The following is a 20535-nucleotide window of genomic DNA, read 5'->3' as shown; positions in this document are numbered from 1 at the left end:
TCACACGCGCGTGAGTGGAAAGTGCGGTGTCGGCGGCAGCTCGACGTCGATCGTGTCTCCGGCGGCCACGGGCCCGCCGCGGGAGACGATGCCCATGACCCCGGCGAGTCGGACGACGTGGCCCTCATCATCGGTCTTGATCACTCGCTTGAGCAGGCCCGATTGAAAATCGTTGATCTGCTGGCACGGGTTGCGGAGGCCTGTGATCGTCACCACCGCGTCGCCGACGTGCAGTCGAGCGCCGACGGGAAGTGCCAGTAGGTCGATATCCCGAGTGGTGATGTTCTCGCCGAGTTCACCGGGTACGACGCCGTGACCGCTCTCGCGCAGCTCGTCGAACAGCTCTCCATGGATCAGGTGCACCTGTCGCAGGTTGGGCTGTGACGGGTCTGCAGCGACCCGCGAGCGGTGCTGCACGGTCGCGCCGCAGTGTGCATCCCCCTCGACACCGAGCCCTTCGAGGAGAGTGATCGACTCACGCGCCAGCTTGCTGAAGGTGTGCGAGGCGTGGGAATGAACGGCGACGACTCGAGGGGCCATGTCGCCATCGTTCCACGAAAGATCGGGGCCCCGACCGGCCTGCCCTGAGCAACACGCCTGAGGTCGCGGAGCGAGCGGCCTGATCTGCGGGCGTGCAGAACTGTCACCGATGTCCTGCGACATCACATGACTCAGACGGTTCCCCTCTCTCGCACCGCGGGTGCGGCGCCGTGGGAGCTGACCGTCAATGAGGCGCAGAGCGTGGCCGATCTGCTGGACGCGATCGGCACGGTCGAGAAGATGAAGTCGGCGATGGACGCGTTCCTGGCGTTCGCGTATGCCGAGGTGCAGGAGATCGCGTCGACTCAGGCCGCGCGGGCGCGGGCGGATACGAACGATGACGACTTCGCGTATTGGTCGATGGCCGCCGAAATCGCCGTGGCGACGAACGTGTCGCCGAACGCGGCGGCGAAGGCGCTCGCGGATATCGGCATGCGGCTGTCGTCGCAGGATGTCCGCGGCCGGTATGAGCGGCTCGTTCTGGAGCATGCGGCGACGGAGACGGTGTTCCATACCCGGCGGATCGCGAAGGTCATCGCCGCGAAGCCCGAACCCGAAGCTCTCGAGGAGCGGCCTGACGAGCACCGAGAATCTCGGGGCGCTCTGCCGCGCGCATCACCCCCTGAAGCACCAGACGCCGTGGAAGGTGACGCAGCCCTCACCGGCGTGTACGAGTGGACGAGCCCCGCGGGCCAGCAGGCGCGGACGGAACCGCGGAGCCGGGTGAGGTTCCAGGACATCCCGGCGACGCCGAGTCCGCCACCGCCGTCTCGATCGCGACACGTCACCACCGGCGGTGGCGGGCCGTGGCGCGAGCTCACGCCACGCCACGAGAACGGATTCTGACGGGCCGGGCGCGACGCCGATCTCGACGTCAGACGCGCACGAGCATCTTGCCGGTGTTGGCGCCCCGCATCATGTCGAGGAACGCGTCGACCGTGTTCTCGATGCCGTCGACGATGGTCTCGTCGTAGGCGATCTTCCCGGCGGCGAACCAGGCGGTCATCTTCTCCTGGAACTCCGGAGCCAGGTGCAGGTAGCTGCCGAGTGTGAAGCCCTCGAGCTTCAGTCCCCGTGTGATCATGTTCGCCATGTTGTCGGGGCCGGGCGTGCGGTCGGTGGTGTTGTAGCCGGCGATCGCTCCGCAGAGCGCGGCGCGCCCGCCGTCGTTGAACGCGTCGATCGCGGCCTCGAGGTGGTCGCCGCCGACGTTGTCGAAGAACACGTCGATGCCGTCGGGAGCGGCCGCCGCGAGCTGGCCGCGCACGTCGCCGTCCTTGTAGTTGAAGGCGGCGTCGTAGCCGTACTTCTCGGTCAGCAGGGCGACCTTCTCTGCGGACCCGGCGGATCCGATGACGCGACCGGCGCCGAGGAGGCGGGCGATCTGGCCCGCCGCGGTGCCCACGGCGCCGGCGGCGCCCGAGATGAAGACGGTGTCACCCTCCTTCATGCCCGCGATCGCGGTGAGGCCGACATAGGCCGTGAGCCCGGTCATGCCGAGGATGTGCAGGCGCAGCGAGAGGGGCAGGCCCGGCACCTCCGGGACGACGCGGAACGTCTCGGCCTCCGCCTGCACCGTGTCGGACCAGCCGTGCTGGTGCTGGACGATCGCCCCGACGGGGACGTCGTCCGAAGCTGACGCGACGACGTGGCCGATGGCGCCGCCCGCGATCGTGTCGCCGAGGGCGTAGGGGGCGACGTAGCTGCGCGCGTCGCTCATGCGCCCCCGCATGTACGGGTCGACCGAGAGGAACGCGTTGCGCACGCGCACCTCGCCGTCGCGGAGCTCGTCGAGAGCGACCGTCTCGGTGTGGAAGTCGTCGTGCGTCGGCCAGCCCACGGGGCGGGCGGCGAGCTGGATTCGGGTGCTGAGAGTGGCGGACATGCATTCTCCTTCGAGAGGGCGGTTGATCAGAGGGTGAGGCCGATGGTCAGCGCGACGACGCCGAGGGCCGGGAGAATCCCCTGTTTGAGGGCGGCCGAGGTCTTGTCCGGGCTGGACAGCAGCAGGACGAGGGCAGCGGCGGCCATCGAGCCGGCGCCGGCGAACACGAGCGCGGCACCTGCCGCGGTCTGTTCTGCGGCGAACAGGACGATGCCGACGGCCACGACGACCGCGAGGAACAGGTTGTAGAACCCCTGGTTGAACGCCATCTCCTTCGTGGCCGCAGCCTCCTGCTCGGTCGTGCCGAACACCGATCGGGCGCGCGGCGTCGTCCAGACGAGCGACTCCAGAGCGAAGATGACGACGTGCACGAGCGCCGCGACGCCGGCGAGAGCGAGTCCTGCGATGACCATGGTGGGTTCCCCTCATCGCCCGGTGGGCGTGTCGATACTGTAACGACTCTTTCAATATATACTGGACCGAACGTTTCACAAAACGAAGAGGACGAGATGGCTCGCACACAGGCGTTCGATCGGAGCACGGTGGTCCGCGCGGCGCGCACCGTGTTCTGGCGGGCGGGATTCGAGGGCGCGTCGATCCCGGCGCTGGAAGAGGCCACCGGGCTGAGCCGTTCGAGCATCTATAACGCCTTCGCCTCGAAGCGCGGGCTGTTCGATGCGGCCGTGCAGAGCTATCTCGACGAGGTGATTCGCCCCCGACTGCGCCCGCTGTGGGAGGATCCGGTGGATCCGGACGCGGTCATCGTCTATCTGGACGGGCTCCGCGACGCGTTCGCGGATGCCGGCTCGATGGTCGGCCAGGGCGGCTGCCTGCTCGTCAACACCGCGACGGCGCCCCTCGCGCAGGATGCCGAGGTCGCCCGCGTCGTCGCGGACTACCGCGATGAGCTGCGCGACGCGATCGGCAGCGGCGTCGCCGCGTTCGTCGGCGGCGCCGCGGCCGACGACGGGGACGGCCTCGCCGAGACCATCACGGGCCTCACGATCGCGGCGTTCGCCCTGGCGCGCGTTGCGCCCGCCCACGCGGCCGGCATGCTCGACACGGCGCGGCACCTGCTGACGGCGGCTCGCGATCGGATTCCCGCGGCGCGCTGACGAATCGGGCGCCGGACTCCCGTAGGAGCCCGGCGCCTCAACTGCATGAGATCACGCCCCGGCGAGCACTGCCTTCGCCGACGTCGTGCGGCGTGCCTGGACCGCGACGACCGTCGCGACGAGCGCGAGGGCAGCCCACACGACGAGCGCCGTGACGGCGCCGCCGACGGGAGATCCCGTGATGGCGTCGACGAGGGCGTCCAGCGCGGGAGACGTCGGCAGCATGGACGCGAGCGAGGTGAGCACGCCCGGCACGGTCGAGACGATGTTCACCGCGACGGCGAGGGCGCCGACGACCGCGGCGATCCAGCGCCCGGTGCCGCCGAGCACGGCGACGAGTGCCTGGTGGATCGCGGCGAACGCGATGCCGGCGATGGCCGACAGGCCCACGAGCGTCCAGCTGACGGACGCGGAGTACTCGCCCACCCAGACGATGATGGCCGCGACGAGCACGCCCTGCACGGCGCCGATGATCGCACCCGGAAGCAGGGCCCGCGCGGCGAGCGCGAACGACGACCGGCGCGACGTGAGCGCACGGGCGGTGACCGGGCGCAGCGCGACGAACGTCGCGAGCCCGCCGAACCAGAGCACGATCGTCGCGAGCAGCGGCACGGCCGTGTCGCCGAACATCGTCAGCCCGCCGCCACCGGAGGCGACCGGGTCGCTGACGACCGAGGCGAGGTCGGTCGCCTCGTCGTCCGTGAAGCTCGGCAGCTGATCGACCGCCTGGCCCAGCCCGTCGCCGAGCTCGCTGGCGCCGCCGGCCAGCTGGCCGATGCCGTCGCCGAGCTCGCCCGCCCCGCTGGCCAGCTGTTCGGCGCCGTCGGCGAGCTGCGTCGTGCCGCCGCCCGCCTCGCGCGCGCCCTCGCCGAGCTGTGAGATGCCGTTCGACAGCGTGTACGTACCGGCCGCTGCCTGCTCGGCGCCGAGCGCGAGCTCGTCGGCGCCGCCGGCCAGCGCGCTCGCGCCGTCGTCGAGGCCGCGCGCGCCCTCGACGAGCGCGGGAGCACCCGCCGCGAGCTGCGTGGTGCCGTCGGCGAGCTGACGGGCGCCGGGAGCGAGCTGGGCGGATCCATCGGCGAGCTGATGCGCGCCGTCCGCCAGCTGGCGTGCACCGGGCTCGAGCTGCGTGAGTCCGTTCGTGAGTGTGCGCGTGCCGTCGGACACCTGGCGCGCTCCCGGCGCGAGCTGTGAGGCGCCGCCGGCGAGCTGTGTCGCGCCGTCGGCGACCTGGCGGGCGCCGGGAGCGAGCTGGGACGCGGCTCCGCCGAGCTGCTGTGCGCCGGCCGAGGCCTGCTGAGCCCCGTCGTCGACCTGGGAGGCGGCACCAGCGAGCTCCGCGGATCCGTCCGCGACGCCGCGCGCGCCGGGAGCGAGCTGGGCGAGCTGCTCGCAGATCGCGGCGCTGCCGCCCATCGTGGCGCAGTCGGCCGACAGCTGCTCGAGGCCGCCCGCGACCTGCTCCGCGCCGGCCGCGAGGCCCGGCTCGGCATCGGTGCCGCCGAGACCCGTGGCGAGGCCGGCGGTGCCCTCGGCGACCCCGGAGATGCCGCCGACGAGGCCGGGCTGATCCGCAGTGCCGTTGAGTCCCGCGCTCAGTCCCTCCACACCGCCGGCAACCTGCTCCGCGCCGTCCGCGAGGCCCGGCTGCTGGTCGGTGCCGTTCAGCGCGCCGTCGAACTCCTCGACGCCCGACGCGACCTGGTCGGCGCCCGAGACGAGTCCGGGGTTCGCTGCGGTGCCGTCGCCCGCGAGGCCCGCGACGACGTCCGAGATCGCAACGGCGATCTGATCGGCGGCGTCCGCGAGGCCCGGCTGCTGGTCGGTGCCGTTGAGACCCGCATCGATTCCCTCGACGCCGTCGGCGACCTGCGTGGCGCCGCCCGCCAGACCCGGCTGAGCATCGGATCCGTTGAGTCCGATGTCGACCTGCGCGAGGCCGCCCGTGAGCTGTCCCGCGCCATCGGAAAGCTGGGTCGCGCCATTCGACAGCTGGCCGGCGCCCTCGGCGAGCTGCGCCGTGCCGTCTCCGAGCGTGACCGCTCCGGTCGCGGCATCTTCCGCGCCGGACGCGAGCTGCGCGATGCCGTCGCGCAGCGAGACGATGCCGCCGGCGAGCTCACCCGCTCCGTCGGACAGGTCGCCGGCGCCCTCTTCGGCCTCGCCCGCGCCGTCGGCGAGCTGAGTCGCTCCGTCCGACGCATCGCCCAGCTGCTCGCCGAGGTCGGTGAAGCTGAGGAACACGTTCTCGAGGGTCGCCTCCGAGAGCATGCCGCCCATGGTCGACGCGGCCGTGGCGGACACCTGCTGCATGATCGCGCTGTCGACGATGCGCGCATCGGGCGCCGTCTCGACGTCGATCGTCGCCTGGTCGGGGTTTCCCGAGCCCTGCAGCGCCTCACCCGACGACATGGCGGCCTCGCTGAAGTCCTCGGGGATCGTCACGACGGCCTGGTATTCGCCGTCCGCCACGCCCTGCTCGGCATCCTCGGCATTCGAGATGACCCAGTCGATGTTGCTCTCGAGGTCATCCGAGCCGTCCACGAGCCCCGCGGCGAGCTGGCGCCCGAGCGGTGTGAGCTGGCCGTCGATCTCGACGCCCTCGTCCTCGTTCACGATCGCGGCCGACATGTTGTCGAGCCGGTCGGTCGGGTGCGCGAGCGCCGCGACGAGGATCCCGCCGATGAGGGCGGGCAGCAGCAGCACGCCCAGCACCGTCACCCAGGTCACGGGACGCTTCGTCCCTGCGCGTTCGATGTGCGTTGTCATGCGATCACCTCAGGAGTCGTCGCCGCGACCCGCGGCGTGACGTCGAGAACGTCGGCGCCGGGCCATCCGGCGTCGGCGAGGAGCTGTTGAGCGTCGGGAGCGTCGGCCGCCGAGGCGACGACGGTGAGCGGATGCGCGGAGTCCGTCGCCGCCTGTCGCAGCAGCTCTCCGACGGCTGTGCGCTGGATCGGCGCGATCTGGTCGATCCCGTCGATCATGACGAGACGCGTGCCGTCCGCCAGCGCGGAGCGCACGGTGCCGACGGGATCCGGTGCCCCGTCGAGGAGGGCGACGCCGACGTGCGCGCGCACCCAGGAGCCGCGCCCGGGAAGCAGGTGCCCGGCGACGCGGAGGAGACTGTCCTCGTCGGGCGTGATGCGGCCGGCGAACGCCAGCATCGTCAGGCGCGCGGAGCGGGCATCGTCCGCCGACACGACGAGTGCCTCGCCGGGCTCGACGCGCACCGCGACGTCGCGGGCGACCGGTGCGCCGTCGAGCGTGATCGAGAGCTTCTCGGCCGCGATCTGCGCCGTCGTGTGCGGCTCGGGCCAGTCGGCCAGCTGATCCTCTCGCTCGACGGCCTCGCCCTCGATGTCGAAGTGGGGGAGCCGCTTCGCCAGCCATCGCGGCAGCCACCACGCCTTCGCGCCGAGCAGCGCCATGACGGCGGGGACGAGCGTCATGCGCACCAGGAAGGCGTCGACCGCGATGCCGACCGCCAGCGCGAGTGCGATGGGCTTGATGTTGCTGTCGCCCTCGGGGACGAACGCCGCGAAGACGGCGAACATGATGACGGCGGCGGCGGTGACGACGCGGGCCGAGGCGGCATAGCCCGAGCGGACTGCGTCGACCGCGACGTCCCGTGTGGCGCCGAGCTTGCGCGACGCATGCACGAAGTCCTCGCGCATGCGGGACACGAGGAACACCTCGTAGTCCATCGCGAGCCCGAACAGCACGCCCATGACGACGATCGGCATGAATGCGATCACCGGTCCGGTCTTGCTCACGTGCAGGAGGTCGGCGCCCCAGCCCCACTCGAACACCATCGTCACGACCCCGAACGCGGCGAGGATCGACAGCAGATATCCGAGCGCCGCCTTGAGCGGCACCCAGATCGACCGGAACACGATCATCAGCAGGAGGAAGGAGAGCCCGACGACGAAGACGCCGAAGGGCAGCAGCGCGTCCTGGAGCTGGTCCGCGATGTCGATCGACACTGCGGTGAAGCCCGTCACGCTGAGATCGACGCCGAACTCGTCGAGCCACTCGTCGTGGTGGGCGCGCAGCTCGCGCACGAGCTCGCTGGTCGCCGGATCGGACGGTCCCGTCTCGGGCACGATCTGCACGATCCCGGTGTCGGCGGTCTCGTTGGGCGTCGCGAGGGCGACCTCGGCGACGCCGTCGATCTTCTCGACCTCCTCGCCCAGGTCCTCCATGAGCGTCAGCGGATCCTCGCTGGTCACGATCGTCCCCGTGAGGATCAGCGGGCCGTTGAAGCCGTCGCCGAAGTGCTCGCCCGTGAGGTCGTAGGCCTGGCGCGCCTCGCTGTCCTCGGGGAGGACTCCGGCGTTGGGGAGGGCGAGCTGCAGCTGCGCCGCGGGGATCGCGACGATGCCGAGGCCCAGGACGACCGCGACGGTCGTGACGACCGGATGCTTCGTGACGAGGCCGACCCAGCGGCGGGCGAAGCCGACCTTGCTCTCGCCGTTCTTCGCCGGTCTCGGCGGGCGCCCCGCGGCGCGGCCCTTCACGAACCCGAGCAGTGCAGGCGTGAGGGTCACGGCGATGGCGACGGCGATGGCGACGGCCACGGCGGCCGCGATGCCCATGGTCGTGAGGAACGGGATCCCCGCGAACCCCAGCCCGATGAGGGCGATGAGCACGGTGACGCCCGCGAAGACGACGGCGGATCCGGCGGTTCCCGTGGCGCGCGCCGCGGCGTCCTCGGGTGCCACGCCGTGGCGCACCTGATCCTGGTGGCGGGCCGCGATGAAGAGCGCGTAGTCGATGCCCACGGCGAGGCCGAGCATGAGCGCGAGCATCGGCGTCGTCGAGCTGACGGTCGTGAACGCCGTCGCCGCGACGATGCCGAGCATCGAGACGCCGACGCCGATGAGCGCGACGGCGAGCGGGAGACCGGCCATGACGAACGCGCGGAACGTGACGATGAGCACGAGGAGTGCGATGACGACGCCGACCACCTCGACGATCGAGAGCGCCGGAAGCTCGGTCGCGTAGAGGTCGCCGCCGAGCTTCGTCGCGGATCCCTCCGGCAGCTCGTCGCCGAGCGCGTGCACCTCGTCGGAGATCGCGTCCTTCACGTCGTCGCCGATGTTCGTGGCCTGGCCGTCGAGCTGCATCTGGACGATCGCGGCGGACCCGTCATCCGACACGAGGCCGTCGACCGTCTCGCTGTAGGGCGATGTCGTCGCCGCCATCTGGTCGAGCTCAGCGACCTCGTCGACGGCCGCGTCGATCGGCTCGCGGTAGGCGGCGTCCTCGATGCTGTCGCCGTCGGCGGCGACGACGATGAACTGCGCCGCGGTGCCCGAGACCTGCGGGAACGTGCGGTCGAGCTGCTCGAGCCCCTCCTGCGATTCGGTGCCGGGGATCGAGAACGAGTTGTCGAAGCCCTTGTTGAGGGCCGCGGCGCCGCCTCCCACGATCACGAGGATGAGCAGCCAGGATCCGAGCACCCGCCAGGGGTGACGGTACGACCAGCGACCGAGTGAGGACAGCAGAGTGGACACGGACAGGCCTCCGGACCGGGGACGACGGGAAGGGGAGTTCGATACGACTCTGTATCCGATACAGGAGTGTATCGTAACGCGGGTGAGCACGAGTGGCGCGCCGGAGGCGCAGAGTTCCCCCCAGGTCCGCAGTCGAGAGGCGACGACGTCGCGTCTGCTCGATGCCGCCGCCGAGGTCTTCGCTGAAGTGGGTCTCGGTGCCGCCTCGGTCGAGGCGGTCTGCGAGCGAGCCGGGTTCACGCGCGGCGCCTTCTACTCGAACTTCGGCTCGAAGGACGAGATGTTCCTCCGGCTCGCGAGCCGTTTCGCGCGCGAGCGCACGGCGGCGGTGCACACGCGCATCGCGGAGAGCGACGCAGAGATCGATGTCGAGAACGCCGAGGCGCTCGTCGCGATCCTCGGCGGGGCTGGCGACGACCGGTTCGGGGCGCTGCTCACGGCCGAGATCTCGGCGCACGCGATGCGCGACGCGCAGTTCGCCGCGACCCTCCGTGTCGAGCAGGAGCACATGGTGGCGGAGGTCGCGACCATCGTCGACGAGCTCGCGGGGCGCGGCGGGCTGCGCCTGCGGCTGGCGCCCCTGGAGGCCGCGCGCCTCCTCCTCGCCGTGTGGGGTGACGCGAGTCAGCGTGCCGCGATGGAGCACCTCGATGCCGACGCGATGATGGCGATGTGCGCCGCCGAGATGGGGCGCATCGTGCGCCTCATCGTCGAATAGTCGACGACTCTCCCGACGGGCCGAGCGGATGGATCCGCTCGGCCCGTCGTCATGCGTCAATGTGTGAGTTGCAATACTGTGTGACGCACAGTATTGTTTTGGGCATGGACCAGAGCTTCGACACGCACCGGCAGGAGCTGCGGCGCGGCACCGTCGTGCTGGCCTGCCTGCTCCTGCTGCGCGCTCCTGGCTACGGCTATGGCCTGTTGGAGCAACTCGCGGCGCACGGCTTCGAGACGGACGCGAACACGCTGTACCCCCTGCTGAGGCGCCTGGAGAAGCAGGGGTTCCTCACGAGCGAGTGGGACACGGGGCAGTCGCGCCCGCGGAAGTTCTATCGCACCTCCGAGGCGGGGAAGCGCCTCGCCGACACACTTCTGCAGGACTGGCATGCGCTGGCTGACGCCTTCGCGGCCGTTGACGACTGATTCGGGGGATCAGCCATGATCACCAAGGACGACTTCACAGAGCGCTACGTCGAAGCCGTGATCCGCTCGCTTCCGGTCGACCAGCGCGTCGACCACGCCGAGGAGCTTCGGGCGTCGATCGCGGACCAGATCGAGGCGCGCGTCGAGGACGGGGAGAGCGAGGCGGCCGCTGAGCGGGCCGTGCTCGCCGAGCTGGGCGATCCCACCCGTCTCGCCGCCGGGTACGCGGGGCGGCCGATGCAGCTGATCGGCCCCGCGGTCTATCCCGATTGGAAGCGCCTGCTCGTGCTGCTGCTGTGGATCGTCGTGCCGATCGGGATGGTCGGCGGAGCGATCGGTCCGGCGATCGACCGCGAGATGGGCGGCGCCATCGCCGGCGCGGTCGTGACGGGCATGATCGCCGGGCTGCACGTCTGCTTCTGGGTCACCCTGGTGTTCGCGATCGTCGAACGAACGGGCGGCACGACCTCCTGGAAGGTCGAGCTCCTGCCGCTGCGAGAGAGGCGTCGCGCGGGGATCAGCGAAGCGATCGTCGGGTTCGCCGTGATGGCCGTGTTCGTGCTGGCGGTCGTGTGGGACCACCTGATCGGGTTCGTCCAGCTCGACGCCGAGCCGCTGTCGATCCTGTCGCCGGAGATCTGGCCCTGGTCGGCGATCGGCGTCGGTGTGCTGATGGGCCTGCGGGCGCTGATCGAGACGATCGGCCTCACCGGGCGCCGCACGGCGCTGCTCGCGAGCCTCGCCACGATCGTCACGGCGATCGGTGCCATCACGATCGTGTGGCTGATCGCCGAGGGGCGGGCGATCAACCCGGCGTTCGTGGAGTACACAGGGATCCCGGACGACGCCGCGCATGTGATCGCCGTTCTGCTGATCGTCCTGACGATCGGTCTGGCCGTCTGGGATGTGATCGACACCCTCCGTCGCATCCGCCGCCGCGCGTGACGCGACGGTGAATTCCCTCCCGGCCGCGCCCGTCCCCGCGGATCCGCAATAGCCTGGCGCCATGCCACTTCTCGAGACTCCCGTGCGCCTCGGCGTCCAGCTCCAGCCCCAGCACTCGTCGTACGAGACGATCCGCGATGCCGTCTTCCGCCTGGAGGACATGGGCGTCGACGTGCTGTTCAACTGGGATCACTTCTTCCCGCTCAGCGGCGAGCCCGACGGCCTCCACTTCGAGGCCTGGACGATGCTCTCCGCCTGGGCCGAGCAGACCGAGCGCGTCGAGTTCGGGTGTCTCGTCAACTGCAACAGCTATCGCAACGCCGACCTGCAGGCCGACATGGCCCGCACGATCGACCACATCTCCGCGAAGGGCACCGGCACGGGCCGATTCATCTTCGGCACGGGGTCCGGTTGGTTCGAGCGCGACTACGACGAGTACGGCTACGAGTTCGGCACGTTCGGCACGCGCCTCGATGCACTCGGCGAGGCGCTGCCGCGCATCGAGGAGCGCTGGGGGCGGCTGAACCCCGCGCCGACGCGTGAGATTCCCGTCCTCATCGGCGGCAAGGGCGAGCAGAAGACGCTGCGCTTCGTCGCCCGACATGCCGACATCTGGCACAGCTTCGTCGGCGCGGACGAGATCGGGCACAAGCTCGACGTCATCGCGAAGTGGGCCGACACCGACGGCGTCGACGCGTCGGACCTCGTGGTCTCGAGCGAGCTGCGCGGCCGCGAGATCGCCGACGCCGACGCGCTCTACGACGCGGGCGCGCGCCTGTTCACCCTCGGCATCACGGGACCCGACCTCGACTTCGGGCCCGTGCAGCGCTGGCTCGACTGGCGCGACGGCAAGAACTGACGCGAGCTCAGACGAGCTCCGCGTAGCAGTTGCGGATCCGGGCGAGCCACCAGTCGCGGCGCTCCGCGCTCGCCGCGTGGCGGGCGAGCAGATCCGGATCCGGCGTCACCCGCGCGACGGGAAGGGATCCGTTCGCCGCGACGAGCGGCGTCGACGTGACGTCGGCGGCGAGGAGCGAAGCGGTCGCGAGTCCGCAGTCATAGCGGAGTCCCGGCAGCGCGGCCGCGAGGTGGGCGCCCTGGGCGAGGCCGACGCTCGTCTCAAGCGCCGACGAGACGACAGCGGGCAGCCCCGCGTGCTCGACGATGTCGAGCACGCGGCGGACACCGCCGAGCGGCTGCGCCTTGACGACGAGGAGATCGGCGGCCCCGGCCCGGGCGACGGCCAGCGGATCCGATTCTCTGCGCACCGACTCGTCGGCAGCGATCGGGATGTCCCAGTCGCGCAGACGCGCACGGATCTCCGCGAGCTCGTCGATCGTCGCGCACGGCTGCTCGGCGTACTCGAGGTCGAACTCGGCGAGAGCGTGGAGCGCGTGCTCGGCCTCGTCGACGTTCCAGCCGCGATTCGCGTCGACGCGCACCCGGCCCTCCGGCCCCATCGCCTCGCGCACGGCGGCCACGCGCGCGAGGTCGTCGGCGAGCGTCTGGCCGCGCTCGGCCACCTTGACCTTGACCGTGCGGCAGCCGTCGTAGCGGTCGAGGATCTCGGGCACGCGTGCGGCCTCGACCGCCGGCATCGTCGCGTTGACGCCGATGCGATCGCGATGCGGCAGCGGCTGCGGCTCGTACGCGAAGTCGATCGCGGCGGCGAGCCACGCCGACGCCTCGTCCGGCTCGTACTCGACGAAGGGCGAGAACTCCGCCCACCCCTCCGGCCCCTCGAACAGCGCCGCCTCGCGGACGTCGACGCCGCGGAAGCGCGTCGCCAGCGGCAGCGACACGACGTGGACGGACTCGAGGATCTCGCTCAGCGGCGGGGGAGGCAGGCGGGTCATGGACCCATCATGTCGTGCGCGAGCGCGGCTCGCGAGCCCCGCAGAATCGGGTGATCACGGGGTGAAAACGAGCGTCGGTGCTGACATCGCGCCCACAGCGGGACAGGATATCGGTGATGATCACCGGAATGACGAGCACGGTCGCGCCCCGAGCGGTGCGCGCACCGGCGAGCCGCCTCGGTCTCGCTGTGCTCGGCGCGGTCTTCGTCCTCGTGCTCGTCTGGACGATCCTCGACCTGTTCTTCGGGATCGCGGGCGTCCAGGACGAGGAGGGGGCGACCGTCTCGCTCCTCAATCCCGGGCTCTGGCCCTTCGGGCTCGTCGCCGGCCTGATCGGGATCCTCGTCGTCGTCGCGATCACCTTCATCGCCGTCCATCGCGGCGGGTGGACCGCCCGGCTCGCGGGCTGGCGCGCCGCCGTCACCCTGACGACGAGCATCGCCGCCTCGATGGCCCTGTCTGCCGGATTCGTCTTCAATCCCGCGTTCGTCGACATCGTGCTCGCGACCGCCGATCACGTCGCCATCCGGCTCGTCGGCATCGGGATCGGCGCGGTCACGATCGCGGGCGGGATCGCCGTCGCCGCGCTGCCGTACGCGCGCATGCACCGCGCCGAACGCGAGGCGGCCGCGGCGTAGGGTGGAGCGCGTGACCGACGCATTCGTCTCCGAGCTGTTCGACGCCGACCTGTGGGATCCCGCGCCCGGATCGAGCGAGTACCGCGACATCACGTCGCACGTCTCGACGGACGGCCGCATCGCGCGCGTTGCGTTCCACCGGCCCGAGGTGCGCAATGCGTTCCGGCCGGCGACAGTCGACGAGCTGCACCGCGCCCTCGAGATCGCCCGCACGGACCCGCGGATCGGCTGTGTGCTGCTCACAGGCAACGGCCCGAGCCCCAAGGACGGCGGCTGGGCGTTCTGCTCGGGCGGCGACCAGCGGATCCGCGGGCGGGACGGGTACAAGTACTCCGACGACGACGCGTCGGTGTCGGATCCCGCGCGTGCCGGTCGCCTCCACATCCTCGAGGTGCAGCGCCTGATCCGCTTCATGCCGAAGCCGGTGATCGCCGTCGTGCCCGGGTGGGCGGCCGGCGGCGGGCACTCGCTGCACGCCGTGTGCGATCTGACCATCGCGTCGCGCGAGCACGGCAGGTTCAAGCAGACCGATGCGGATGTCGGCTCGTTCGACGCGGGCTACGGCTCCGCGTACTACGCGAAGCAGATCGGCCAGAAGCTCGCGCGCGAGGTGTTCTTCCTCGCCGAGGAGTACTCGGCCGAGCGCGCCTACGAGATGGGCGCGGTGAACCGCGTGGTCTCCCACGAGGATCTCGAGATCGAGGCCGTGCGGATGGCGCGCACGGTGCTTACCAAGTCGCCGACGGCGATCCGCATGCTCAAGTACGCCTTCAACGCGACCGACGACGGCATGGTCGGCCTCCAGCTGTTCGCCGGCGAGACCACTCGCCTCGCCTACGGCACCGATGAGGCCGTCGAGGGCCGGGATGCGTTCCTCGAGAAGCGCGATCCCGACTGGTCCGGGTTCCCGCACCACTACTGATGAAGCTCGAGCGCGTCGCGAGCGAGGATCCGCGAGAGCTGCTGCGGGCGCTGCGCGGGGCCGTGCTCGGCGCAGGCCCTGCGGTCGCGCTCGGATCCGCGCCCGAGCTGCCCGAGGAGGTGCCCGCGGGAACGGGCGTCGTCCTGACGACGTCGGGGTCCACGGGGACCCCCAAGTCCGTGGCGCTCTCGCGGTCGGCCCTCACGGCGTCGGCGATGGCGACGGCCGCGCGGATCGGAGAGGGGCACTGGCTGCTCCCGCTGTCGGGCGGGTACATCGCCGGCGTCCAGGTCATGGTGCGGGCTCTCGTCGCGGGCCGTGAGCCGGCGATCCTCGCCGGGCGCTTCTCCGCGCAGGCCTTCGCGCATGCCACGTCGGGCATGCGATCCTTCGCCGACGGCGCGGCCGTGCCGCGGTTCACGTCTCTTGTGCCCGCTCAGCTGCAGACGCTCGTCGACGCAGGCGAGCAGGATCCGCGCGCCGCCCGTGCGCTCGCCGCCTTCGAGACGATCCTCGTCGGCGGACAGCGCCTGCCCGAGCCGCTGCGTGAGCGGGCGCTCGCCCTGGGCGCGCGCGTCGTGCGCACCTACGGATCCACCGAGACGAGCGGCGGATGCGTCTACGACGGCATCCCGCTCGATGACGTGCGGGTCGAGGCACACGACGGCGAGCTGCGGATCCACGGCCCGAACCTCGCCGACGGCTACCTGGGCGACCCCGAGCGCACGCGGGCGACGTTCGTCGTGGATGCCGACGGATCCCGGTGGTATCGCACGGGCGACACGGGCACCGTGATCGATGGCGTCGTCTCGGTGGCGGGCCGCATCGACAACGTCATCGTCTCCGGTGGCGTCAACGTCTCGCTCGACCGAGTCGAGCGCGTCGTGCAGGGTGTGCCCGGGTTCGCGGACGCCGTCGTCGTCGGCGCCCCGCACGAGCGGTGGGGTGAGGCGCCGGTGATCGTCGCGACCTCGCCGGCATCCCTCGACGAGGCGCGGGCCGCCGTCGAGCGCGAGATCGGCGCGCCCGGCCGGCCGGATCGCGTGGTGCGGGTGCCCGAGATCCCGCGTCTCGCCAGCGGGAAACCGGATCGTCGCGCGCTCACGGAGCTGGCCGTCCGAGAAGACTGACGCCGCGCAGAAGACCCGCGCCGACGGAACGATGGCGAGAGCGGAGCGGATCGACACGGACGTGCACGGCGTGGGAGCCGCGTCAGTCCCTCCTCGACACGATCGCCGTGAGCAGGCGACGCAGCTCGGCGCGGTCGGCCTCGCCGAGACCGCCCGTGACGATCGTCTCGATCGACTCGACGCGCGGACGCAGGGTGCGCAGGACCTCGGATCCACGGCCGGTCAGCGTGAGCATCTTGCGGCGACGGTCGCCGGGATCCGCCTCGCGCGCGATGAGGTCGTTCCTGACCATGCGCGCGACGAGGTCGGCGATCGTCGAGCGGTCGAGATCGAGCTGCGTGCCGAGCTCGGCCTGACTCGCTCCGGGGGCCGCCTCGAGCACGGTCAGCGCCGCGAACTGCACACTCGACACATCGCGCGAGACGTGCGCGACCCACGCCGCCACGTGCACCTGCTGCGCGCGCCGGATCAGGTGCCCGGTGTAGTGGATCGGGGTGGCGGGTTCGGTCACGCCGTCACGCTACCGGCTGACGAAGACGGATCCGAAGAACTCCGCGATCGCGTCGAACGCGTCGAGCGGGAGCACCTGCGCGATGTACTGGTCGGGTCGCACGATCACGAGCGCGCCCTGCGTGCGATCGATGCCCCGCAGATCGAAGATGTCGACGCCGCGGTGGTCGGGCGCGAACGCCTTCGCATAGTCGACGAGCCCAAGGCGTCCCGTGCGGGGGCGCAGGATGCCCGGCAGCTCGCTGAATTCCACGTCATGCAGGTGGTCCTGCAGGACGCCGCGCACGTCGATCAGTGCATCGACGTCCCTGCTTGCACCGAAGCGTACGACGGGTGACGTCTGGTCCTCTTCGAACCACGTGCACAGCGCGCGCAGTCTCTCCTGCGACGCGTCGGAGAATGCATAGGCACGCCAGCGTCCGTCGGCGATGTGGCAGTGGCCGAGTTGCAGTGGCTTCGCATCACCGACCCGCACGACGGGAGCCGAGTGGAAGCGCATGCCGACGTCGAAGCCTATGGCGAGGTGCTGGTGATCTGAGCACCCCGTGAGCGTCGAGACCTCTGATGTGTACTGCGCGGCGACGCCCGCCGTGTAGCGGCCCTGGCGCTGGAAATAGGCGGAGAGCTCCTCTGGCGAGATGCCGCCGTTCTCAGGGTGCGCTGGGTCGAGGGCCGGCTTCGCGAGCATCGCCGACCACTCCTTGTCGAAGTCGATGAGCTCACGTGCGATGGGGCGGCGTTCGGCGTCGTAGGTTTCGAGCAGCGACGCGGGTGAGCGCCCCTCGACGACGGCGCCGAGCTTCCATCCGATGTTGAAGGCGTCCTGCATCGACACGTTCATGCCCTGGCCCGCCTTTGCGGAGTGCGTGTGGCAGGCGTCACCCGCGATGAAGATGCGCGGGCCATCGACGCCGTCGCGCCCGGTGGCGTCGTCGAAGCCGTCGGCGAGGCGCTGCGCGACCTCGTAGACGCTGAACCACACGGTCTCCGCCGACTCGATCGCAAACGGATGCAACACGTCGCGTGCGACGTCGAGGACGTCCTCCTGCGTCATGGCGCGGATCCGGTCACGGTTCTCGTCGGTCACGGTACCGAGGTCGACGTACAGGCGCACGAGGTTCCCACCCTCTCTCGGGATCGTGACGATGGATCCCTTGCCCGCCGACTGGATCGCGTTCTTGAGCCGGATATCGGGGAAATCGGTCACCGGGAGGACGTCCATGACGCCCCACGCGTGGTCGGCGCGGTCGCCCGAGAGCGAGCGGCCGATGGCCGTTCGCACGCCCGACCGAGCCCCGTCGCCGCCCACGAGATAGCGCGCGGCGACCGTTGTGATCTCGCCGTCCGTCGTCTTCAGAGCCGCGGTGAGCGGTCGCTCGGCGCTGTCGTCGCGCTCGACGCCGACGAACTCGTATCCATAGTTCACCGGGAGGCGCGAGGGCGCCCTCCTCATCGCTTCGGCGAGGTAGGCGTGCACACGCGCCTGGTTCATGATGAGGTGCGGCATCTCGCTGATGCCCTCTTCGACGTCGTCGATGCGCTGCGTGCGCGTGATCTCGTCGCGGTTCTCGGGATTCGGGCGCCAGAATGCCGTCTCCGTGACGTACGCCGCTTCGTGGAGAATCTTGTGGGCGAAGCCGAACGCCTGGAACATCTCGACCGTGCGGCATGCCACGCCGTCGGCCTGGCCGAGCGCGAGCGGTTCGGTTCTGCGCTCGACGACGGCAGTCGTGACGTCTGGGAACTGCGCGAGCTGCGCGCCCGCCACCAGGCCGGCGGGGCCGGCGCCTACGACGAGCACGTCGACCTCGGCGGGGAGCTCGGATCGACGGGCGTTCGGGTGGGCTGGGGAGATGGAAGGGTCTCCGGCGTGGAAGCCGTCGCGGAAGAACTGCATGCCGAACTCCTTCGTTGGGGTACGTACAGAATATGGTTCGTACTCCAATGAATGCAACGGCGCATCGTCTTCCGCTCAGCGCCCCCGCGGCCTAGCCTGTCCGGACACTGCGCAGCGACGCGAAGGGGGATCACGGTGCGGCTCATCATCACGCAGAACGTCACGCTCGATGGATCCATCGAGATGCTGGACGACTGGTTCGATCCGGTCATCGACGACGGCGTCGATCAGTCCGACCTCATCGCCGAGAACCGGCGGCAGGACGCCGAGTGCGATGCGGTGCTGCTCGGCAGGCAGACGTTCACGGATTTCCGCGGGTACTGGCCCCATGCGGATCCCGCCGGCGATCCCGTGGGCATCTCGGACTTCCTGAACGGCGTGCAGAAGCACGTCGTCAGCGGAACGCTCACGGATCCGGAGTGGGAGAACAGCACGATCGTGTCGCAGAACCCGCTCGGCCGCATCGCGGCGCTGAAGCGCAGGCCCGGTCGGAACCTCGTCGTCACGGGGAGCATCACACTCTGCCACCACCTCATCCACGCGGGTCTCGTCGACGAGTACCGCCTGTTCACGTACCCCGCCGTGCAGGGGCGCGGCCGGCGGCTGTTCCCCGACGGCTACGCGATCCCGTCGCTGCGCCTCCTCGACGCGAAGCACTTCGCGCGCGGCATCACGTACACGGCGCACGAGCCGGTTCCTGTGGAGGGCTGACGCCGCCCTCGGGATCCGCCGTTCAGCCGCGGGCGCGGTACGCCTCGCGCACGGACTGGGGGATCGCGCCGCGCTCCGAGATGGCATAGCCGTTCTGCTTGGCCCACTTGCGGATCCGGGCGTTCTCGCCCCGCGGGCGCGTCGTCGGCAGGTGCGTGACCGTGTATTCGGCCGTGCGGCTGCTGTCCTCCGACCGCCGCGCGGCGGCGATGAAGGGCTCCAGCGCCGTGCGCAGCGCCGCGGCGTTCTGCGCGCTGAGGTCGATCTCGTAGTCTCGCCCGTCGAGGCCGAACTCGAGCGTCTCGCCCTCATCGGCAGGAAGAGCGGATCCGTCGAGGTCGTCGACGAGCAGGTGCACCGTGCGCTTCATGCGGCCAGCCTAGGCGCGAGCACCCGCCGTCGAGCGCACCCGCGTACGATGTTCCATCGTGGCGAAGGCGAAGCAGAGCAAGAATGTCCCCGGGAATCCGGCGAAGCGCGGCGGACCATCGTCCCCGGCGCCGAAGCCCGTCACGGTCGGCGACTGGATCGGCGCGGCACGCCTGCGCACGCTCCCGCTGGCCGTCACGCCCGTCGTGATCGGCACGGGCGCCGCGGTGCTCGCCGACGCGGACCGCGTCTTCCACTGGGTCCTCGCCCTGTGCTGCCTCGTGGTCGCGGTCGCCCTGCAGATCGGCGTGAACTTCGCGAACGACTACTCCGACGGCGTGAAGGGCACCGACGACTTCCGTGTGGGTCCGGCCCGCCTGACGGCCTCGGGACGGATCCCCGCTCAGCGCGTCCTGTACGTTGCGCTCGCGTTCTTCGCGCTCGCCGCACTCGTGGGGCTCGCGATCGTGATCCGCACGCAGCAGTGGTGGATGCTCGCGGTCGGCGCCGTGTGCATCGTGGCCGCCTGGTTCTACACGGGGGGCCGGCGCCCGTACGGGTACAACGCGCTCGGCGAGGTCTTCGTCTTCGTCTTCTTCGGCCTCGTCGCGACGCTCGGGACCACGTGGGTCCAGGCGTTCTATCTGCCGCAGGAGGCGTGGTTCGGCGCCGTCGCGGCCGGGTTCTTCGCGTGCGCGGTCCTGCTCGCGAACAACCTGCGCGACATCGACCAGGACCGGCAGGCGGGCAAGCGCACGCTGTCCGTCGTCATCGGCCCGCTCGCCACGAAGATCCTGTACACCGTGCTCGTGCTGGCCGCGTTCGGCATCGCGGGCTGGCTCGCGCTGTTCTACCCGTTCGCGTGGCTGTCGTTCTTCGCTCTGCTCGCGGCGGGGCCCGCGATCGTCATCGTCTGGGCCCACAGGACCCCGCGCGAACTGATCACGGCGCTCGCGCTGACGTCGATCAGCTCGCCGATCTACGGCATATTCCTCGCCTGGGCCTTCGTCGGCTGACCTGCGTGCCGCGGGTGCGCACCCCGCGGCGGATCAGTCGTTCTGCGCGGCCTCGTTGGCCTCGTCCTCGATCTCGGCGTCGACCTCGCGCGCCGACTTCGTGCGCTTCGCCTGCTGGCGCTCGTGGATGCTCTCCGACACGTCGCCGAGCGGCTTCCGCAGGAAGATGATCGAAAGGCTCAGGCCGATGAGGGTCGCGAAGATCACGGCCAGCCACCACAGGTTCCAGAACACGGGGAACAGCAGCATGATGCCGAGCGGCACCACGAAGAACGCGAGGCGCAGCAGCGAATAGACGACCAGGGAGCGGATCTTCACGGGTCCGATCCTACGGAT

The 20535-nt window shown here is 70.7% G+C and carries 21 protein-coding genes; 11 read left to right on the top strand and 10 right to left on the bottom strand.

Annotation, left to right across the window (positions count from 1 at the left end):
• On the bottom strand, window positions 1-540 hold the full coding sequence (locus KOL93_RS14560; protein ID WP_221586123.1) for an MOSC domain-containing protein: 540 nt from the start codon (window positions 538-540) through the stop codon (window positions 1-3).
• Between the two features lie 126 nt (window positions 541-666).
• Between KOL93_RS14560 and KOL93_RS14555 the strand changes: the two genes are divergently transcribed.
• A complete protein-coding gene (locus KOL93_RS14555) occupies window positions 667-1386 on the top strand; it encodes a hypothetical protein (protein ID WP_221586122.1) in 720 nt (239 codons plus the stop codon).
• Between the two features lie 28 nt (window positions 1387-1414).
• Here the strand turns inward: KOL93_RS14555 and KOL93_RS14550 are convergent, their stop codons facing one another.
• On the bottom strand, window positions 1415-2425 hold the full coding sequence (locus KOL93_RS14550; RefSeq protein WP_221586121.1) for an NADP-dependent oxidoreductase: 1011 nt from the start codon (window positions 2423-2425) through the stop codon (window positions 1415-1417).
• A gap of 26 nt (window positions 2426-2451) precedes the next feature.
• Window positions 2452-2838 (bottom strand): DUF1304 domain-containing protein, encoded by a 387-nt coding sequence (locus KOL93_RS14545; RefSeq protein WP_221586120.1) that lies wholly within the window; start codon window positions 2836-2838, stop codon window positions 2452-2454.
• A gap of 96 nt (window positions 2839-2934) precedes the next feature.
• Between KOL93_RS14545 and KOL93_RS14540 the strand changes: the two genes are divergently transcribed.
• Complete coding sequence (locus KOL93_RS14540; protein ID WP_221586119.1) at window positions 2935-3540, top strand: TetR/AcrR family transcriptional regulator; 606 nt, start codon at window positions 2935-2937, stop codon at window positions 3538-3540.
• Window positions 3541-3591: 51 nt separating this feature from the next.
• Here the strand turns inward: KOL93_RS14540 and KOL93_RS14535 are convergent, their stop codons facing one another.
• On the bottom strand, window positions 3592-6309 hold the full coding sequence (locus KOL93_RS14535) for a YhgE/Pip domain-containing protein (RefSeq protein ID WP_221586118.1): 2718 nt from the start codon (window positions 6307-6309) through the stop codon (window positions 3592-3594).
• Complete coding sequence (locus KOL93_RS14530) at window positions 6306-9059, bottom strand: MMPL family transporter (protein ID WP_221586117.1); 2754 nt, start codon at window positions 9057-9059, stop codon at window positions 6306-6308. The genes KOL93_RS14535 and KOL93_RS14530 overlap by 4 nt, the downstream gene beginning before the upstream one ends.
• Window positions 9060-9141: 82 nt before the next feature.
• Between KOL93_RS14530 and KOL93_RS14525 the strand changes: the two genes are divergently transcribed.
• From KOL93_RS14525 to KOL93_RS14510, 4 genes are all read left to right on the top strand, one after another.
• Window positions 9142-9777 (top strand): TetR/AcrR family transcriptional regulator, encoded by a 636-nt coding sequence (locus tag KOL93_RS14525; RefSeq protein WP_308291652.1) that lies wholly within the window; start codon window positions 9142-9144, stop codon window positions 9775-9777.
• 104 nt (window positions 9778-9881) lie between these two features.
• A complete protein-coding gene (locus KOL93_RS14520; RefSeq protein ID WP_221586116.1) occupies window positions 9882-10205 on the top strand; it encodes a PadR family transcriptional regulator in 324 nt (107 codons plus the stop codon).
• A 15-nt stretch (window positions 10206-10220) separates the two neighbouring features.
• Window positions 10221-11150: a permease prefix domain 1-containing protein gene (locus KOL93_RS14515; protein ID WP_221586115.1), complete on the top strand. Its 930-nt coding sequence runs from the start codon at window positions 10221-10223 to the stop codon at window positions 11148-11150.
• Between the two features lie 61 nt (window positions 11151-11211).
• A complete protein-coding gene (locus KOL93_RS14510) occupies window positions 11212-12009 on the top strand; it encodes an LLM class F420-dependent oxidoreductase (protein ID WP_221586114.1) in 798 nt (265 codons plus the stop codon).
• 7 nt (window positions 12010-12016) lie between these two features.
• Here KOL93_RS14510 and KOL93_RS14505 read toward each other — a convergent pair whose 3' ends face one another.
• Window positions 12017-13006 (bottom strand): o-succinylbenzoate synthase, encoded by a 990-nt coding sequence (locus tag KOL93_RS14505; RefSeq protein WP_221586113.1) that lies wholly within the window; start codon window positions 13004-13006, stop codon window positions 12017-12019.
• Between the two features lie 116 nt (window positions 13007-13122).
• On the opposite strand from KOL93_RS14505, the gene KOL93_RS14500 reads away from it, so the two are divergent.
• Genes KOL93_RS14500 through KOL93_RS14490 form a run of 3 tightly spaced genes read left to right on the top strand, consistent with a single transcriptional unit; the run spans window position 13123 to window position 15696 of the window.
• Window positions 13123-13644 (top strand): hypothetical protein, encoded by a 522-nt coding sequence (locus KOL93_RS14500; RefSeq protein WP_221586112.1) that lies wholly within the window; start codon window positions 13123-13125, stop codon window positions 13642-13644.
• 10 nt (window positions 13645-13654) lie between these two features.
• Window positions 13655-14566: a 1,4-dihydroxy-2-naphthoyl-CoA synthase gene (locus KOL93_RS14495; RefSeq protein WP_221586111.1), complete on the top strand. Its 912-nt coding sequence runs from the start codon at window positions 13655-13657 to the stop codon at window positions 14564-14566.
• Entirely contained in the window at window positions 14566-15696 is a 1131-nt protein-coding gene (locus tag KOL93_RS14490; RefSeq protein WP_221586109.1) for an AMP-binding protein, read from the top strand. The genes KOL93_RS14495 and KOL93_RS14490 overlap by 1 nt, the downstream gene beginning before the upstream one ends.
• Window positions 15697-15778: 82 nt before the next feature.
• Here the strand turns inward: KOL93_RS14490 and KOL93_RS14485 are convergent, their stop codons facing one another.
• Window positions 15779-16207, bottom strand: coding sequence for a MarR family winged helix-turn-helix transcriptional regulator (locus KOL93_RS14485; protein WP_221586108.1), 429 nt, complete (start codon window positions 16205-16207; stop codon window positions 15779-15781).
• Window positions 16208-16216: 9 nt separating this feature from the next.
• Entirely contained in the window at window positions 16217-18103 is a 1887-nt protein-coding gene (locus KOL93_RS14480; protein ID WP_221586106.1) for an FAD-dependent monooxygenase, read from the bottom strand.
• 135 nt (window positions 18104-18238) lie between these two features.
• On the opposite strand from KOL93_RS14480, the gene KOL93_RS14475 reads away from it, so the two are divergent.
• Complete coding sequence (locus KOL93_RS14475) at window positions 18239-18814, top strand: dihydrofolate reductase family protein (RefSeq protein WP_221586105.1); 576 nt, start codon at window positions 18239-18241, stop codon at window positions 18812-18814.
• A 22-nt stretch (window positions 18815-18836) separates the two neighbouring features.
• Here the strand turns inward: KOL93_RS14475 and KOL93_RS14470 are convergent, their stop codons facing one another.
• Window positions 18837-19184 (bottom strand): histone-like nucleoid-structuring protein Lsr2, encoded by a 348-nt coding sequence (locus KOL93_RS14470; RefSeq protein WP_221586103.1) that lies wholly within the window; start codon window positions 19182-19184, stop codon window positions 18837-18839.
• Window positions 19185-19242: 58 nt separating this feature from the next.
• Between KOL93_RS14470 and KOL93_RS14465 the strand changes: the two genes are divergently transcribed.
• On the top strand, window positions 19243-20199 hold the full coding sequence (locus KOL93_RS14465) for a 1,4-dihydroxy-2-naphthoate polyprenyltransferase (RefSeq protein ID WP_221586102.1): 957 nt from the start codon (window positions 19243-19245) through the stop codon (window positions 20197-20199).
• 33 nt (window positions 20200-20232) lie between these two features.
• Here KOL93_RS14465 and KOL93_RS14460 read toward each other — a convergent pair whose 3' ends face one another.
• Window positions 20233-20517: a DUF4229 domain-containing protein gene (locus tag KOL93_RS14460; RefSeq protein ID WP_221586101.1), complete on the bottom strand. Its 285-nt coding sequence runs from the start codon at window positions 20515-20517 to the stop codon at window positions 20233-20235.
• Between the last annotated feature and the right edge of the window lie 18 nt (window positions 20518-20535).

It is taken from the genome of Microbacterium salitolerans (assembly GCF_019720895.1).
GTDB lineage: Bacteria > Actinomycetota > Actinomycetes > Actinomycetales > Microbacteriaceae > Microbacterium.
Note: the sequence above shows the minus strand (reverse complement) of the source record. Positions and strands in the feature narration are given on the sequence as shown.

Excerpts from the sequence above, each read along its gene's own strand:
- KOL93_RS14540 (WP_221586119.1), top strand. The coding sequence starts at position 2,935 with ATGGCTCGCACACAGGCGTTCGATCGGAGCACGGTGGTCCGCGCGGCG.
- KOL93_RS14515 (WP_221586115.1), top strand. The coding sequence starts at position 10,221 with ATGATCACCAAGGACGACTTCACAGAGCGCTACGTCGAAGCCGTGATC.
- KOL93_RS14470 (WP_221586103.1), bottom strand. The coding sequence starts at position 19,184 with ATGAAGCGCACGGTGCACCTGCTCGTCGACGACCTCGACGGATCCGCT.
- KOL93_RS14535 (WP_221586118.1), bottom strand. The coding sequence starts at position 6,309 with ATGACAACGCACATCGAACGCGCAGGGACGAAGCGTCCCGTGACCTGG.
- KOL93_RS14505 (WP_221586113.1), bottom strand. The coding sequence starts at position 13,006 with ATGACCCGCCTGCCTCCCCCGCCGCTGAGCGAGATCCTCGAGTCCGTC.
- KOL93_RS14490 (WP_221586109.1), top strand. The coding sequence starts at position 14,566 with ATGAAGCTCGAGCGCGTCGCGAGCGAGGATCCGCGAGAGCTGCTGCGG.
- KOL93_RS14480 (WP_221586106.1), bottom strand. The coding sequence starts at position 18,103 with ATGCAGTTCTTCCGCGACGGCTTCCACGCCGGAGACCCTTCCATCTCC.
- KOL93_RS14555 (WP_221586122.1), top strand. The coding sequence starts at position 667 with ATGACTCAGACGGTTCCCCTCTCTCGCACCGCGGGTGCGGCGCCGTGG.
- KOL93_RS14510 (WP_221586114.1), top strand. The coding sequence starts at position 11,212 with ATGCCACTTCTCGAGACTCCCGTGCGCCTCGGCGTCCAGCTCCAGCCC.
- KOL93_RS14500 (WP_221586112.1), top strand. The coding sequence starts at position 13,123 with ATGATCACCGGAATGACGAGCACGGTCGCGCCCCGAGCGGTGCGCGCA.
- KOL93_RS14560 (WP_221586123.1), bottom strand. The coding sequence starts at position 540 with ATGGCCCCTCGAGTCGTCGCCGTTCATTCCCACGCCTCGCACACCTTC.
- KOL93_RS14550 (WP_221586121.1), bottom strand. The coding sequence starts at position 2,425 with ATGTCCGCCACTCTCAGCACCCGAATCCAGCTCGCCGCCCGCCCCGTG.
- KOL93_RS14545 (WP_221586120.1), bottom strand. The coding sequence starts at position 2,838 with ATGGTCATCGCAGGACTCGCTCTCGCCGGCGTCGCGGCGCTCGTGCAC.
- KOL93_RS14520 (WP_221586116.1), top strand. The coding sequence starts at position 9,882 with ATGGACCAGAGCTTCGACACGCACCGGCAGGAGCTGCGGCGCGGCACC.